Origin of the sequence: Rhizobium sp. Leaf371, from assembly GCF_001424045.1 — a bacterium.
GTDB lineage: Bacteria > Pseudomonadota > Alphaproteobacteria > Rhizobiales > Rhizobiaceae > Ferranicluibacter.
Genome location: NZ_LMQB01000025.1, coordinates 201974 through 218367 on the forward strand (window position 1 = coordinate 201974; position 16394 = coordinate 218367).

At 63.5% G+C, this 16394-nt stretch carries 15 protein-coding genes; all 15 read right to left on the reverse strand.

Translation table 11 applies throughout. The annotated features are described in order from the left end of the window. Positions 1 to 3 precede the first annotated feature (3 nt). Positions 4 to 834, reverse strand: coding sequence for a carbohydrate ABC transporter permease (locus ASG39_RS17095; RefSeq protein WP_162242446.1), 831 nt, complete (start codon positions 832 to 834; stop codon positions 4 to 6). Continuing rightward, positions 831 to 1757, reverse strand: coding sequence for a sugar ABC transporter permease (locus tag ASG39_RS17100; RefSeq protein WP_062596181.1), 927 nt, complete (start codon positions 1755 to 1757; stop codon positions 831 to 833). The genes ASG39_RS17095 and ASG39_RS17100 overlap by 4 nt, the downstream gene beginning before the upstream one ends. 84 nt (positions 1758 to 1841) lie before the next feature. Beyond that, the gene (locus ASG39_RS17105) at positions 1842 to 3101 is read right to left on the reverse strand and encodes a sugar ABC transporter substrate-binding protein (RefSeq protein ID WP_062596182.1); all 1260 of its coding nucleotides are present in this window, start codon (positions 3099 to 3101) and stop codon (positions 1842 to 1844) included. Positions 3102 to 3135: 34 nt separating this feature from the next. Then, positions 3136 to 4317: a PLP-dependent transferase gene (locus ASG39_RS17110; protein ID WP_062596183.1), complete on the reverse strand. Its 1182-nt coding sequence runs from the start codon at positions 4315 to 4317 to the stop codon at positions 3136 to 3138. Continuing rightward, positions 4314 to 5006, reverse strand: a complete 693-nt coding sequence (locus ASG39_RS17115; RefSeq protein WP_062596236.1) for a FadR/GntR family transcriptional regulator — start codon at positions 5004 to 5006, stop codon at positions 4314 to 4316. The genes ASG39_RS17110 and ASG39_RS17115 overlap by 4 nt, the downstream gene beginning before the upstream one ends. A gap of 345 nt (positions 5007 to 5351) precedes the next feature. Next, complete coding sequence (locus ASG39_RS17120) at positions 5352 to 6236, reverse strand: ribokinase (RefSeq protein ID WP_062596184.1); 885 nt, start codon at positions 6234 to 6236, stop codon at positions 5352 to 5354. Further along, positions 6233 to 7108, reverse strand: a complete 876-nt coding sequence (locus tag ASG39_RS17125; RefSeq protein WP_062596185.1) for a MurR/RpiR family transcriptional regulator — start codon at positions 7106 to 7108, stop codon at positions 6233 to 6235. Before ASG39_RS17125 ends, ASG39_RS17120 begins: the two co-directional genes overlap by 4 nt. Further along, positions 7105 to 8085, reverse strand: coding sequence for an ABC transporter permease (locus ASG39_RS17130; RefSeq protein WP_062596186.1), 981 nt, complete (start codon positions 8083 to 8085; stop codon positions 7105 to 7107). Before ASG39_RS17130 ends, ASG39_RS17125 begins: the two co-directional genes overlap by 4 nt. A gap of 50 nt (positions 8086 to 8135) precedes the next feature. Beyond that, a complete protein-coding gene (locus tag ASG39_RS17135) occupies positions 8136 to 9647 on the reverse strand; it encodes a sugar ABC transporter ATP-binding protein (RefSeq protein WP_062596187.1) in 1512 nt (503 codons plus the stop codon). A 60-nt stretch (positions 9648 to 9707) separates the two neighbouring features. Further along, the gene (locus tag ASG39_RS17140; protein ID WP_062596188.1) at positions 9708 to 10772 is read right to left on the reverse strand and encodes a substrate-binding domain-containing protein; all 1065 of its coding nucleotides are present in this window, start codon (positions 10770 to 10772) and stop codon (positions 9708 to 9710) included. 82 nt (positions 10773 to 10854) lie between these two features. Further along, a complete protein-coding gene (locus tag ASG39_RS17145; protein ID WP_062596189.1) occupies positions 10855 to 11838 on the reverse strand; it encodes a sugar phosphate isomerase/epimerase family protein in 984 nt (327 codons plus the stop codon). A gap of 199 nt (positions 11839 to 12037) precedes the next feature. Beyond that, positions 12038 to 12493, reverse strand: coding sequence for an RbsD/FucU family protein (locus ASG39_RS17150; RefSeq protein ID WP_062596190.1), 456 nt, complete (start codon positions 12491 to 12493; stop codon positions 12038 to 12040). A gap of 52 nt (positions 12494 to 12545) precedes the next feature. Then, the gene (locus ASG39_RS17155) at positions 12546 to 13406 is read right to left on the reverse strand and encodes a carbohydrate ABC transporter permease (protein ID WP_062596237.1); all 861 of its coding nucleotides are present in this window, start codon (positions 13404 to 13406) and stop codon (positions 12546 to 12548) included. Between the two features lie 80 nt (positions 13407 to 13486). Then, on the reverse strand, positions 13487 to 14596 hold the full coding sequence (locus ASG39_RS17160) for a sugar ABC transporter permease (protein ID WP_132536656.1): 1110 nt from the start codon (positions 14594 to 14596) through the stop codon (positions 13487 to 13489). A 103-nt stretch (positions 14597 to 14699) separates the two neighbouring features. Beyond that, positions 14700 to 16370 (reverse strand): hypothetical protein, encoded by a 1671-nt coding sequence (locus ASG39_RS17165; protein WP_062596192.1) that lies wholly within the window; start codon positions 16368 to 16370, stop codon positions 14700 to 14702. Positions 16371 to 16394 lie beyond the last annotated feature (24 nt).

Sequence of the window (16394 nt, forward strand, 5' to 3'; positions counted from 1 at the left end):
GGATTATCCTTTCACCGCGCCGGCCGTCAGGCCCTGCACGAGATACCGCTGGATCAGGAGGAAGAAGAGGCAGGCCGGCACCAATGCCATGACGCCCGCCGCCATCATCTGCCCGAAATCGACGGAGAATTTCGAGACGAAGGTGAGCAGTCCGACCGGGAATGTCGCGCTGTCATTGCCCGAGATCAGCATGAGCGCGAAGAGCAGCTCGCTCCAGGCCGCCGTGAACACGAAGCCGAGCGTGGCCGCGATGCCGGGCAGCGTCAGCGGCAGGATGATCTGGCGAAAGGCCGTGAACCGGCTCGCCCCGTCGATCATCGCGGCATCTTCGAGATCCCTCGGAATGCCGTCGAAGAAGGATTGCATGAGGAACGTCGCGAACGGCACGTTGAAGGCCGTGTAGACGATGACGAGGCCGGTCAGGCTGTTGGTCAGCCCGAGCGGCGACAGCATCTTGAAGATCGGCGCGACCAGCATCACCAGAGGAAACATCTGGGTGATCAACATCAGCGCAACGACCGCATATTTGCCACGAAACACGAAGCGGGACAGCGCATAGCCGGAAAGCGAGGAGATCAGCGTCACCGCCAGCGCCGTGGACCCCGCAACGATCAGGCTGTTGCGGAAGAAGATCGGGAAGGCGCTGTTCTCGATGACGTAGCGATAATGCGCGAGCGTCGCATGCGACGGCCACATCCGCACGCCTTCGCTATAGAGCAGGTCGTTCGGCGTGACCGACACTTTGAGCAGCCAGTATAGCGGAAACAGTGCGAACACGACATAGGCGAGAATGGCGAGGCGATGCGCGATGGTCAGAAGAATGCCCATGGTCAATCCTTCTCGATCAGGCGCTGGCGGATGACGACGATCACCATGGAATAGGCGAGCAGCAGCACGAGCAGCACGAGCGCGATGGCGGATGCGTAGCCGAAATCGAGCCGCTTGAAGGCCTGGGTAAAAATGTAGCTTGCGACGATCTGGGTGCGGTCGGCTGGGCCGCCATTGGTCATGACGATGATGAGGTCGGCGAAATTGGCGATCCAGACGGTGCGCAGGAGGACGGTGATGGCGATGGTCGGGGCGAGGAAGGGCAGCGTGATCGAGGTGAAGCGCTGGATGGGATTGGCGCCATCGATCGCGGCGGCCTCGTAGAGATCGCGCGGGATGGCCTGAAGGGCTGCGAGCAGCGTGATCGCGAAGAACGGAATGCCCCACCAGACATTGGCGATGATCGGTCCCCACATCGCAAGCTGGGGATCGGCCAGAATGTTGTTGGGTGCCGACAGGATGCCGAGCGACACCATCCAGTGCGGCAAAGGTCCGATGACGGGGTTGAACATCCAGGCCCAGTTGAGCCCCGCAAGGAAGGTCGGAACGGCCCAGGGCAGGAAGACCAGCGCCTGTGCGAGGCCGCGCCCGGCAAAGGGCTTGTCAAGCAGCAGAGCGAGGATCAGGCCGAAGAAGAACTGTAGGAAAACGGAAGCGCCTGTCCACCAGAGCGTATTGCGCAGCGCGCGATAGAAGGCGGTGTCCTGCGAGAGCTCGCGAAAATGATCGAGCCCGACGAAGCCGCCCGAGAACGGATTGAGCAGCTGGATATCGCGAAACGCGTAGGACAGGCCGAGCACGAGCGGCACCAGCATGACGGCAATGATGAGCACCAGGACGGGTGCCGTGTAGAGCCAAGGCTCGGCGGCATCGGCGAGCCGGCGTGCGAAAGGCTTGCGCGGGCGGCGGCCCGTGGCGGAAAGGGTCATGGTGTGGTCACCTGAGGTCCGGCGCTGTCTTGGAAGGCGAGACCCGGCGCGCGCGATGTTTGCGCGCCGGGATGTCGAGAAGGCTTACTTCGACGCGAGGAACTTCTTCTGCGCCTTCGTCATGTAATCCGCCCACTGCTTGGCAAGCTCTTCCGGCGTGATGTCGCCGAGCAGGGCTTCCTGGGAGGTCTTGATGACGAGCGAGTCCTTGAAGAAGGCGAATTCCTCAAGGTAGGTCGGCATCGTCGTGGGAACGGCGTTGGTGTCGGCCAGCTCGGCAAACCAGCCCTTGAACTGTTCGCTCTGGTAGAACGGATCCTTCTCGGCCGTCGTCAGCGCCGGCAGCGCGCCGGTCTTCTTGTTCCACTCGATATTGCCTTCCGGCCCTTCAAGCGTCGAGATCAGCTTCCAGGACAGATCCTTGTTGGCGGAAGACGCCATCATCGACCAGCCGGCGAAGCCGATGGTCGGGAAGGTCTTGCCGTCAGGGCCCTTCGGCATGGTCATGACGCCGAAGTCTTCTGCCTTCATGCGCTGCGCGATGGCGATCAGCGCGTCCGGATCCTGGTCGAGGAAGGCGCAGGTGCCGGAGTAGAAGCCGGCGACGATCTCGTTGAAGCCCCAGTTGACGCTGTCCTTGGGCGCATAGCCGTTCTTGTAGAGATCGACCACATAGGTGAGGCCCTTGACCCAGCCGGGGCTGTCGAAGGTCGAGGTGCCGTCTTCGTTGAAGAAGCTGTTGGAGCCGGCCATGCTGGCGCCGAACATCACCCAGCCGTTCAGCCCGCCGGGACCGCCGCGCAGGCAGTAGCCGTACTTGCCGGGAATGGCGGACACCTTCTTGGATGCGTCGGCAAATGCTTCGAGCGTCTTCGGCGGTTCGGTGACGCCGGCCTGTTCGAGCAGCTTCTTGTTGTAGAACATCGCCCGGAGATAGAAGCCATAGGGCAGCATATAGGCCGTGTCCTTGACGTCGCGGCCGAGCTCCAGCGTGCGGGCGCTGAGATCCTTGGTGTGTTCCCACTCCTTCAGATAGGGTTCCAGGCTCTCCAGCATGCCGTTATTGGCATAGAGCGAGAGCCATGTGTCCGGCATCTCGATGACATCCGGCACGTCGCCGGCCGAGACCATGGTCGCGAATTTCTGGAAGGCGTCGCTCCAGGGAAGCGAGACGATCTCGACCTTGGTGCCCGGATTGGCGCTTTCGAACTTGGAGACGATGCTTTTCAGCGTCTCGGTGCGCTCCGGGCTGGTGATGACCTCAACGAGCTTCAGGGTGGTATCGGCCAGGGCCGTGCCGGCCATCAGGGCGGTGAAGAGTGTGGCTGCGATCAGGCGTTTCATGCTGTTCTCCCTTTTTTTGATTGATATGGCAGTGTCAGGCCGCCGCCGCGTTGGTCGCGGCGTGGATGGCGGGTTCGAGATCGGCCCAGAGCGCCTCGGTCCCTTCCAGTCCCACATGCAGGCGGACGGAGCGGGCACTGATGCCGAAGGTGTGGGCGGAATTGGGCTGTGCTTTCTGCTCCAGCACGACATCTCCGGGGACGATCAGGCTTTCGTGCCCGCCCCAGGAAACGCCGAGCTTGAAGAGCTTCAGCCGGTCGGCAAAGGCGCGGACATCGACGCCCTCGCGAAAAATGAAGGAAAACAGGCCGGACGTGCCGTTAAGCCCCGGCGGCAGCCGGTTCGCAAGGCCCGGATGGCACACGGTCTCCACCGCATCCATGGCCTGAAGGCGCGTGGCGATCTCCAGCGCGGACGCCTGATGCTGCTTCATGCGGATGGGCAGCGTGCGCAGGCCGCGCACGATCAGCCAGGCATCGAACGGCGAGAGCTTGCCGCCGAGATAGGGATAGGCCTCGCCCCGGATGCGGTCGATCAGCGCCTTCGGGCCGGCCACGACGCCGGCGACGACATCGCTGTGACCGCCGAGATACTTTGAAGCCGAATGCAGCACGAGATCGCAGCCGAGCGACAAAGGCTGCTGGAAGATCGGGCTCGCCCAGGAGTTGTCGATGACGGAAATCGCGCCGTGACGGCGGGCGATGGCTGCGAGCGCGCCGACATCATGCGCTTCCATCACCCAGCTTGTCGGGCTTTCCATGTAGAAGAGCTTGGCACCCGGCATCGCCGCTTCGACCGCAGCCTCGTCGCGACCGTCGACATAGGTGACGGCGATGTTCATGCGCTTGAAGAAGGTGCCGAACAGCCGGAAGGCATCGGGGTAGAGATGCCGGACGGCAACGATCCGGTCGCCGGGCTCCACGAAGGAGAGCACGGTCGAGGAGATCGCCGCCATGCCGCTGGCAAATCCGAGCGCATCTTCCGCGCCTTCCAACTTGACCAGCATTTCCTCGAACAGGCGGACGGTCGGGTTCAGGCCGCGGGTATAGACGGGCCGGTTGCGCTCGCCGCGATAGGTCGCGACCATCTCGTCATAGCTCGAAAAGGTGAAGAGCGAGGTTTGCACGATCGGCGGCACGACGGCCTCGAAGGCGTGGGTCTCGTCATGGGCGACGATCAGCGCGGCAGGATCGAAGAGATCGTGACCTGGGGTCATTTCGACATGTCCTTGATATCTTCCTCGACGATGGCGAGGATCTTTAGAGTTTCCATGCGCGCAGCCTCCGCATCGCCGGCGGCGATTGCGTTGAAAAGCGTCCGGTGGAAGGGAAAGGAGCGCGCCGCGAAATCCGGGCGATCGAACGGCTTCGACCAGAAGCGCTCGAAGCCGCCGCGCATTTGCTCCAGTAGCTGACCAAACAGGGGATTGTGCGTGGCATCGTAAATCGACAGGTGGAAAGAAAGATCCGCCTTGCCCGAGGTGCCCTCGGCGAGATGCACCCTCTCCATCTCGTCCAGGCGGGCCTCGATGATCTGCAGATCGGCATCGGTCCGGCGACGCGCAGCGGCCATGGACGCCTCGACCTCGATCCCACGACGAACCTCGAGCGTCATCAGAAGCGCATCGCGAAGACCGCCGGACTCGAACGAGAGCGGCATGTGAACGGTGCCGGCGGAGATCGGCTTCAGCAGGTAATTGCCGCTACCCTTGCGGCTCTCGACCACGCCGAGCGCCTGGAACTTGCCGATCGCCTCGCGAATGGTCGAGCGACCGACGCTGAGCGCCAGCATGAGTTCGCGCTCGGCCGGAAGGCGGTCCCCTGCCTTCAGGCCGGCATGCTCGACATACTGCGCGAGCGCCGTCTCCACCTGCTGCGCCCGATTGATCGGCGGCAGCGGATCGATACGTGTCGGTGCACGGTAGGGCGCACTCACAACGAAAATCCAACGCGATAGAATTGGTCTGACATCCTGCCAATTGAGGACGACGGATCAGCTTTGTCAAGTCTGTCCCGCTCACGCCCGACGGCTTGCCATGCGCAATCCACCGCCATAGCCGTCGCCGACGTCCCCTGGCGGGCGTTCCTGAAGAGTTTGGAGCGTATCGGCGGGAGCGAACACGGACTTGCGTCGGTGCCATGTTACGAGACTAGGGCCGAGTCGATCAGATGTCGTTGGTAAACGAAGGTTGCGAGGCTTGTCCTGCGGCGCAATCCGCCGCCGACGGATCCGGCCTCGGCCGGAAAAAGGCTAGCGCTCGGACTCCGGCGTCGCCACGAGGTGCGCCGCTGCCTTGTTCGCATCGGCAAGGGCACGATCGAGCGACAGGCCGCGTGCGGTCTGCGCCGCGAGCATGCCGATGAATTCATCGCCGGCGCCGTGCGTGCTTTCGACCTTCACCTTGACCGGGTCGATCGTGATCTCGCGACCGTCCGCATCCACGGCCGCGACGCCGGCACCACCGGCCGTGACGACGACCTGCGGATAGCTCGACTTGAGAATGCGCGCTGCCGAGAGGGCGCCCTCCAGCGTTTCCACGACGCCGACCCCGGCCAGCATCTCCGCCTCGATGGCATTGACGACGAGGATGTCGACCAGGGACTTGAGCGCGTCGGAAAGCGGGCGCGCCGGAGCGGCGTTGAGGAGAACGAGACCCCCGGCTGCCTTCACGCGGCGCGCGGCGAGAACGTTGGCCGCATCCGGGATTTCGTTCTGCAGAACGAGGATCGCGGTCTCGGCGAGAACCTCCGAGGCGGCCTCCAGATGGCTCTCGCCAAGGTCCAGATTGCTGCCGGAGACGATGACGGCGCCATAGTCGCCCTCGTCATCGAAGATCGCGACGCTCATGCCGGTTGCGCGCCGGGCGTCCCGGGCGACGAAGCGGTGATCGACACCCTTGCGCGCCAGATTGTCGATCAGGAAACGCCCGAAGTCATCCGCGGCGACGGCGCCGATCATGGATGTCGCAATGCCTGTCTTGGCCGCGGACACCGCCTGGTTGCCACCCTTGCCGCCACTCTTCGGATGCCAGGCCGAGCCGGTCACCGTCTCGCCCTTGCGCGGCCGGGCCGGGCCGAAAACCGCGATATCGTAATGCAGGCTGCCGAAGACGGTGACGCGGGGGGTGGATGTCATGGAAGTCTATCTTTTCGCTTGGAGCTGACGGCAGACATCGTCTGCTTGAGGTTGCGTTCCGCCGCGCGATAATCGCGCTGGGCGACGGCGACGAAAATCGCATCGAGAATGTTGAGCTGGGCGATTCGCGCGGCGGCGTTCTCGCCCATCAGGGGGGAGCCCTGCGCGGTCGAGCAGAGCACGACATCCGCCGCCTGGGCGAGCGCCGATCCGCCGTAGTTGGTGATGGCGATGGTGCTCGCGCCGTTGCGGCGGGCGAGTTGGATGCCCTCGATGACCGCCGTCGTATTGCCCGAATGGGAGAAACCGACCGCGATGTCGCCCTCCTTCAACAATGATGCCGACATCAGCATCATGTGGCTGTCGTCGAAGACATTGGCCCGGACGCCGATGCGCAGGAATTTGTGCGACACATCCCGGGCGATCTGGGCCGAGCCGCCGACGCCGTAGAAATCGCGCTGGCTTCCCGTATGGATCAGGTCCGCCGCCCGGTCGAAGGCGGCCATGTCGAGGATCGCCAGCGTTTCCTCGAGCGCATGGATCGAGGTGCGGAAGACCTTCTGCACGATTTCCTGCGACGTATCGTCCACCGAGAGTTCCCGGTGCATTTCCGCCGTCGGCTGGCTGTTGTAGAGGCTGACGGCTGCGCGAAAGTCGCGGTAGCCGGCAAAGCCGAGCTTCTTCGTGATCTTCACGACCATCGCCTCGGAGACGCCGGCCTCGGCCGCGATCTTCTTCAGCGATGTCTCGTCGTTGAAATCGCGCAGGCCGAAAACCGTATCGACCACCTTTGCTTCGAGCGGGGTCAGCAGCGGCATCATCATCCGGATGCGCGGCCCAACTGCCTTCATGTCGAAGCTTTCCGTATTCATCCCCGTCCCCTCGTTGCACGATCAATCATCATGGCGACGAGGATTATAAGGCCGGTTGCGAGAAGTTGGTAGAACGCCTGCACATTCATCAATGTCAGTCCGTTGCGCATGGTGCCGAGGATGATGGCGCCGAGGATGGTGCCGACGATGCTGCCCTTGCCGCCCATCAGCGAGGCCCCGCCGATGGCCGCCGCCGCGATCGCATCGAGTTCCCACAGGTTGCCGAGGATCGGTTCGGCAGCGCCGAGACGGCCGATGAGGATGAGCGACGCGAGAGCGGCGAGCCCACCGGAAATGACATAGGCGGTGATCTTGGTGCGGGCGATGGGAACGCCGGCGACATAGGCCGCTTCCTCGTTGCCGCCGACAGCCATCAGATACTCGCCGATCGGCGTCTTCGTCAGCAGCACCCAGGCCGCAATCGCAACGACGGCGACGATGAGGATGGGCGTGGGAATGCCGAACAGGGCGCCGTTAAAGAGCTGGCGGAAGCCCGGTGGGATGCCCAGAACCGGATTGCCGCCGGTGTAGATCAGCGCCAGCGCTCGATAGGTGCTGAGCGTGCCGAGCGTGACGATGAAGGGCTGCAGGCCGACATAGGCGACGAGCACGCCATTGATGAAGCCGCAGAGGACGCCGATTCCAAGGCCGGCAAGGATCGCCAGCGGGATCGGCGTTCCCGCCAGAAGCAGCGTGGCGGTGATGACCGCGGAGATCGCCGCCGTCGGGCCGACCGAGAGATCGATACCGCCGGAAATGATGACGAGCGTCATGCCGAGCGCAAGGCAGGCATTGATGCTCGATTGCTGGAGGATGTTGATCAGGTTTCGCTCCGACAGGAAGCCGGGGACGAGCGTGGCGAAGACGGCGACGATGACGACGAGGCCGATCAGCGTGCCGGCATCGCGCAGCGAGAAGGAGAAACGGCCAAAGCCCGATGCGGTCTTTTCGGCCGGAGCGGCAGCGGAGGGGGTCATGGCAGTGTCCTATTCGTCTTCTTCAACGTTCACTTGGTCGAAATGGTGTTTTAGGCAGCCGGCGCGGTCTCGGCGACGCCGGGAATGGCATGGGCAACGATCGCGCTCTCGCTTAGGCCCTCGCGGGGCAACTCTGCGGCGATCTGTCCGTCCCGCATCACGAGCACGCGGTCGGACAGTCGGATGACCTCCGGCAGCTCGGAGGAAACCACGACGATCGATCGTCCCTCGGCCGCCAGGGCCTCGATGAGATGATAGATTTCCGACTTCGCGCCGACATCGATGCCGCGTGTGGGTTCGTCAAACAGCAGGATTTCGGAGCGGGCCGCAAGCCAGCGGGCGATGATCGCCTTCTGCTGGTTGCCGCCGCTGAACAGCCGGATCGGTCGGTCGAGCAGAAAGGGGCGCAGGTTGACGCGTTTGAGGAGGTCGTTCGCGGTCGTCTTCAGCCGGCCCCTCGAAATGAAGCCGCTGCGGGAGAACGCCGGAAGGGAGGCGAGCGCCATGTTGAGCGCCACGGAGCGCCCGGGCACGATGCCGTCACGCTTGCGCTCCTCCGGCACGAGGCCGATGCCGGCCGCGATCGCATCCCGCGGGTTGGCGAGCGTCACCGGCTTGCCGTCGATCTCGAGGCTGCCGCCGGACAGGCGATCGACGCCGGCCATCAGGCGCAAGAGTTCCGTCCGGCCGGAGCCGACCAGACCGGCAATGCCGACGACTTCGCCCTTGCGCACGCTGAAGGAGACGTCGCGGATCTTCGGCGAGGTGAGGTTCTTCGCCTGCAGTTTCACGGTCGGCGTCGCATGCGAGACATGGGCGTCCTGCATCAGTTCGCGCCCCACCATCATGGTGATCACGTCGGTGTGCGAGACCTTGGAAAGATCGAGCACATCGATCAGGCGGCCGTCGCGCATGATGCTGGCGCGCTGGCAGATGCGAAAAACTTCGTCCATCTTGTGGGAGACGTAGACGATCGAGACGCCGCTTGCCGCAAGACGGGCGATGACCTCGGCCAGCCGCTCGAACTCGCTCGGCGTCAGGCTGGACGTCGGCTCGTCCATCGCGATGATGCGGGCCTTATCGAGCAGGGCGCGGCCGATCTCGACGATCTGGCGCTGCGCGACCTTGAGCGTGGAAATGGGGGCGCCGGGATCGATGCCCGGATCGAGCATCGCCAGGGCTTCGGCGGCGCGGCGCTCTTGTTCGCGGCGCGCGACCAGAAGGCCGCCGGCTTTCGTGACGGAATGTCCGAGGAACATGTTCTGCGCCACGGTGAGGTGCGGAACCTGCTGCAACTCCTGATGGATCATCGCAATTCCCGCCGTGCGGGCATCCATCGGCTTCTTGAACGTGACCGGGGTCTCATCGACAAGGACGGTCCCGGAGGTCGGCTTGAAAACGCCGGAGAGAATTCGCAGAAGCGTCGATTTGCCGGCCCCGTTTTCGCCGAGCAGGCCATGGATCTCGCCGGGCTGGACGTCGAAGGAAACATCCGACAGCGCCTTGACCCCAGGGAAAGCCTTGGTAATCCCCTGAAAACGCAATCGTGCAACGGTGCTCATCGGTCTCTCCTGCCCTATGCGAAAGAGACGCCGACGGGTGCCGGCGTCTCGATCTCGTGCTTACTTCGCAGCCTTGGCGTCTTCCATCAGCACCTTGCGCACGTCGACGCCTTCGCCCTGGTACTTGGCGAGGTTGTCGGCGGTGATCAGCGCCTGCGGTGTGGCGACGACGCGGGGCAGCTTCTGACCGGCGACGAGGCGCAGCGCGGTTTCCAGCGCCACTTCGCCGGTGAGAACCGGGAAGCTGTCGACGGTGCCGGTAAGCTCGCCTGCCTTGATCGATGCGTAGGCATCCGAAATGCCGTCGGTCCCGAACACGGCAACCTTGTCCTGCAGGCCGGCAGCCTTCACGGCCTCGACGATGCCGAGCGCCATTCCGTCATTGTTGGCATAGAAGCCGACGAGATCGGGATGCTGGTTGAGAATGTTGGTGGCGGCGTCGTAGGACGTCTGGCGATCCCAGTTGCCGGGAACGCTGGCGACGACCTCGAACTTGCCGTTCTCGGTGATGGTCGACTTGAAGCCGTCCGTCCGCTGAACGGCGGCGTAGACGCCGGCCTGGCCCTCGACGATCGCGACCTTGCCGCCCTGCGGGCGGTTCTCGATGAACCATTTGGCGACGCGCACGCCGTTGTCGCGCTGGACGTTGCCGACGTAGTGCTCCGCCTGCGGAATGACGGCGTCGTTGACGTTGACGACCGGGATGTTGGCAGCCTTGGCCTGTTCCATCACCGGCTGAAGGTTCGCATCCGTCTGGGGCGAGACGAGCAGCACGTTGTAACCCTGCGTGATCATGCCTTCGGCGATCGTCAGCTGACCGAGCTGGTCGCCTTCGCTCTGCGCCGCCTGGTAGACGACGGGCACGTTGTGCGCCTTGCCGAAAGCCTCATAGCCCTCTCCGAGCGAGCGCCAGTATTCGTTGGTCAGCGTCTTGGAAACGGCGCCGGCCTTCGTGCCTTCCGGCACCTTGGGGAACGCGCCGAACTTGGCTTCGACCTGCGACCAGTCGATCCGGTCCTTTTCGGTGTCGGAGTTCAGCGGCGCGAGGTCCTGCGCGAATGCCGCGCCGAACAAGAGGCTGGCGGCAAAGCCGGCGGCGATCGTCGTCTTCAGAAATGTCTTCATGGTTTCCTCCCGAGTTTCATCGTCCCGCATGCGCCGTGGCATGCCGGTTCCGATGTTCAAAATGTTGCAGGCGTAAGCGACTTCAGTTGCCGAGCATCAGCTCCTGGACGACGGCCTGTGCGGAGACGGCGTCCTGGCGGTCAATCGCGCCGGAAAGGCGATTGTCCTGTTCGAGGCGGTCCACGACCTTCAGCATGCGCTTGACGGTCTGGATGTTCACCTCGCATTCGTGGACCGGATCGAGACCGGTCATGTCGGGGAACGTATCGAAATAGATCGCGCCGTCATATCCGTCGCGGCGGATCTGGCGGAGAAGCTCGATCGTCTGCTGGGGATGGACCGAACCGACCATCAGGCCGTCGTCGCGCTTGGCGTAGCCATCATTGAGGTGAACGCCGAGGACGCGGCTGTAGCGGGCGATGAGCGCTGCGGCGAAGGCCGGCTGTTCGTCGGCGTAGAGCACATGGGCGAAGTCGAGCGTCACGCCGAGGTTCGGCAGTCCGACGTCCTTGATCGCGAGCAGCGTCGTCGCGCAGTCGGGCATCAGGCTGTAAGAGCGCGGCTCGTTCGGCTTATATTCGATGCTGATCAGGCATTCCGGATCATGTTCGCAAACTTCACGAATACCGTCGATTTCGTGTTGCCAAAGCGTCGCGTAATCTGCCTGGAACGCGTAATCGAAACCATCCTGGCCGAGCCAGAGCGTCATCAGCTTGGCGCCGGCTTCGCGGGTGGCGTCGATGCCCTTTTTCGTCAGCTCGATTGCCTCACGACGAACAGCGGCGTCCGGATTGGTGAAGGCCCCGATCTTGAAGGCAGGATTGGTGTAGTAGCGCATGGCGAAGCCATTGACCGAAAGTCCAAGATCTTGGATGCGACGGGCCAGTTCCGCCGGTTTGTCGGCACCGTGGTCGGGATAATTGAGGTCGAGGTCGGTCAGGCCATCCACCTTCGCCGCACGCGCAACCATCTGCATGACACTCGGTTTGCCCACAAGATCCGGCCATTCGGCCTGCGGGCGCGATGCGAAGGAATTGAGGCGGGTCGCAAATTTGAGATCGGTCACGGCAGGGGCTCACATCGGTTTGTTCGTGAGCCAACTTCACATCAAATATAAAAGTTGTAAAGTTTAAATCTGTTGTGCATCGCACCAATTCGATGGTCCCAACGGCAATTTCAGGTGCGGAGCCGTAGAGTCCCGTGTCGGACGTCGGCCGGGCAGCGTTCCGCCGGCCGACGTCTTCATGGCCTTGAGGGCGTTGGCTTTACGCGCCGGCGGGCGGAATGACACCTTTCGTGAAGAGGAAGCAGCCGTAGAAGCGCGTCTCGCCGGTCGAGATGACGCAATAGGCCTTCTTTGCCAGATCGTAAAAGGCGAAGCGCTCGATGCCGTACATCGGGCAAGGCTTGCCTTCCGCGCGATCGATCTCCGCCTGCACGTCACGCTGCACGTCCGGCTGTTCGTCCGGTGCGCCCATCACTTCCATGCGTCCGGCGGAGTTCTGCAGCGGCGTGTCGAGCGGCAGCACCGAGAGAATCGCGGCGATGGCCTGCGGCGCGCTCAGGTTTGCCATCGTCAGCGGCCGTCCGATCACCGTCTGCCGGCCGACGCTGTCCGTCGGGAAATTGGTGTCCGAGACGACGAGCGTATCGCCATGCCCCATCGATCGCAGTGCGTGCAGGACGTCGGCGCTGAGCGCCGGATGAATGTTCTTCAGCATGAATGCCTCCCATTGCGTCTTGGTCGCGGCCCTCGCCGCAACCCTTGTCGGCCTATTTCACGGCGCCCGCCGTGAGGCCTTTCACGATGTAACGCTCCAGGAAGATTCCGACCAGCACCAAAGGCATGATTGCCGCGGTGGCGATCGCCGCCATCGACCACCAGTTGATGCCCTGCGATCCCGTCTGGCTTGCGACCATCACCGGCAGCGTCTTCGCATTGGAGCTCGTCAGCAGTGCCGCGAAGAAATACTCGTTCCAGCAGAGGATGACGGAAAGAATGAACGCCGCCACCATGCCCGGCAGCGCGATCGGCAGAACGATGCGCAGGAAGGCGCCCCAGATCGAGCATCCGTCGACCAGGGCGGCCTGTTCGAGTTCGAGTGGGATCGTGTCGAACTGGTCGCGCATGATCCAGATCACGATGGGCAGAACCATCAGCGTATAGACGAGGATAAGGCCGACCAGCGTGTCGAGCAGCATGAGATGCTTGTAGAGAACGAGGAACGGCATGGCGAGAACGACGGGGGGCAGGATAAGCTGCGACAGGAAGAAGAACGAGATGTCCTTGTTGCGCATCCAGAGGAATTTGTACGAGAATCGGCTGAGGCCGTAAGCGGCGAGCGAGCCGATGACGACGGCGAGGAACGAGGCGCCCGCCGAGGCGACGATGCTGTTGAAGAAGCGGCGGACGAACTCGTCGCGCACGGTCGATGGCGCCGAGATCGTATCCGGCGACAGGCCGAGCGAGCGCCATCCTTTCCAGTCGGGCGTAAAGTCCACGAAGGGAATGAGGTGCCCCTGCGTCACGTTGACGGCCGTCTTGAACGAGGTGGTGATCGTCCAGTAGATCGGGAAAAGCGAGATGAACGCCCAGAGGATGAGCGCGGCATAGATGAGCAGGCTCGGCGTCATGAAGCGCGGGCGCCGCGACCAGAGGTTCGTCCGGCCTTCGTCTCCTGCGGGGGCGTAAGGGATGCTTGCCATGGCGGGCCTCAGTTCGAACGCTGCATCCACCGGCTCGCCCCTTTGAGGATGAGCGCGACGAAGATGATGATGACGACAAGATAGAATTCCGCGAGCATCGTGCCGTAGCCGACGTTCGATCGATCGCGATACTCCCGGAAGATGAAGCTGGAGACCGTGTCGGTCGCGCCGCCCGGTCCCCCGGCGGTGACGTTGATGACGATGTCGGCGAGCTTTAGCTGGAAGATGATGCGCAGGATGACCACGGTCATGCTGACCGGCAGCATCAACGGAAAGGTGATCTCCTTGAAACTCTGCCAGCCGGACGCACCGTCCACCTTGGCGGCTTCCTTGACCTCGGCAGGCAAGGCCTGAAGGCCGGCGAGGAGCAGGATCATCATGAAGGGGATCGACACCCAGGCATCCATCGCGATGATGGAGGTCCGCGCGAGCCAGGGTGTCGAGAAGAAGGCCGGGTTATCCCAGCCGAGATGCCGCGCAAGCGTCGCCGCGGGGCCGAAACGATATTCCATCAGCGACTTGCCGATCATCCAGCTCACTGCGACCGGGCTGAGCATCAGCGGCAGGAGGAACGCGACCCGGAAGAATTTCCGCGCCCGGATCTCCGCGTTCAGGAGCAGCGCTAAGCCGAAGGCGATCGCATATTGCACCAGCACGGCGGCGACGTAGTAGACCATGTTGAGGAGCGCGTTCCAGAAGTAGACATCGGCAAACAGGGTCCGGAGGTTGTCGAGCCCGTTGAACCGTCGTCCGGCTGCCGCGCTCAGGTTCCAGTCGGTAAAGGCGATATAGAGGCCGAAGACGGTCGGGAAGACCACCATCGCGACGGTGAAGAGCACGGCCGGCAGCACGAACGCGGCCCGCTGGCCGTCCTCGCCCCGGATCAGGATCTGCGCCGCGCAGAGCGCCACAGCCCAGAGGATGTAGGCAAACAGAAGCGGCCGCCAGCTGACGAGGCCGATCGCGGTGACGCCGGAGGCTTCGAGCACCTGCAGAGCGAGCACGGCAAGGAGGAGGATCGTTGCCGCCGTAAACAACAGACGGCCGCGCCTTGCGGAAATCAGCTGAAGCTCCGCACGGTCGGGAACGGCCGACGACGGCGTTGTGCCGGCAGGCATGGTTGTATGGGACATCGGCAAACCCTTGGGCGCACATCAGAGCAGTGCGTCATGCACGAATGAGAGCGCCGGGCGACGCACAGGCGCCGCCCGGCTTTGTCCGTCAGGCTCCAAGCGAAGCCTTGTAGAGTGCGACCTGCTTTTCGCGACCGAGCTGGTCGGTGATCTTTTCCCAGGCCGTCGCGATCGCGTCGGCGCCCGCCTGTGCCGTTGCCTGTCCGGCAAAGACCTTGGCCAGTTCGTCTTCCGCCACGCTGTAATATTGGAAGATGCCGGGAATGCGCGGTTCGATCGCGGCGTTCGGGTGGTTGTAGGAGTTCGACTGCGAGGCGAGGTAGCTCGTGATGAACGCCTCGTCGTAGCCGGCCGAGACCCATTCCTTGATGTCGAACTGGCTCTTGCGGTAGCACTGGAAGCCCGAGGGATAGGCCGCCGTCCAGAGGGCAAGGTCCTTGCCGCCGAGATGGGCTGCCGCACTCCAGGCCGCCTTCTTCTTCTTTTCGTCGCTATCGACGCGGGCCATGACATAGACGCCCCAGCCGAGATAGGCCATGTTCGGCGCGTGGTTCGGGCCGCTGGCGAGCTTGTCCCATTGGCCGGTCTTGGCGTTGTAGACGTCGTCCGAGCCCGGCAGGATGTCGAAACCGATCGTGTCACCGACGACCGAGCTGTCGCTCGTGCGTGCGCTCGCACCCACATCGCCCCACCAGGAGACCATGGAGCCCGTGCCGGCAAGGAACTGCTGGAAAGCGGTGGTGCCCGGATCGGCGTTCAACTGGTCGCCCGCTTCCGACGGCAGGGCGTCGATGACGTCCTGAATGGCGCGAACCCAGGCGGGGTTGTTGATGCGCGGTTTCATCGTATCGACGTCGAACAGCCAGGCCTTGTCGTCGGGATGCTTGGCATAGGCCGTCGCGCGGCTGCCGAGGAAGTAGAAGCCGAAGCCGCCCCACGCCTTCGGCGCATCGAGGTAACCGACGGCTTCCATGCCGCCGACGGTCTTGCCCTTGAGGAACTTGGTGACCTCCTGGACCTTCTGCCAGGTCTTCGGCACGCCCCACTCGCCCTCGTGTCCCTCGTCCTTCCAGGCCTTCGCCAGGTCGGCATCGCTGAAATAGTCGGTGCGGTAGTTGAAGTTGTGGCAGTCGCCATCCACCGAGATCCGGTAGGTCTTGCCGTCCCAGGTGCCGACCGGCGCCTTGAGGTAGTCGACATAGTCGTCCATGTCGATCTGGGCCTTGACCCAGTCCGGCATCTCGGAGGCGAGACCCTTGCCGCAGACGTCGCCCTCGAAGGGTGCTCCCATCTCCAGGAGATCGAAATCGACGGTGCCGGTGGCGATCGCCTGCTGCAGGCGCGGATTGTAGTCGGCCTGTGCAAGGTCGATCCAGGTGATCTTCGCGCCGGTATAATCTTCCCAGGGCTTGAGGAAGCCGCGGAAGAGGACGTTGTGAAGGTTCTGGTTGTTGAGGCCCATGAAGGAGAGCTCGATGCCGGCAAATTCGCCCTGCTTCACGCTCTTCTTCGTCGCCTCCAGGCACATTTCACCGACCTTCTGCCAGTCGGCATCTGTCGGCGAACCCTTGCCGACGCCCGGGATCTGCAGCAGCTGGCTGCGGAACGAGGCGTCCTGTGCGAAGGCCGCGTTGAAGCCGCCGAGCCCGTCGAGCATCGTGCTGGCCGCGGCGACGGCCCCAAGGCTCGCGCCCGTCTTCAGAATGGCGCGTCGGCTGAGGCCGATTGCCATCATTCGTTCGAAGTCACTGACTTTCATTATGGTCTCCTCCCATGTGAAACA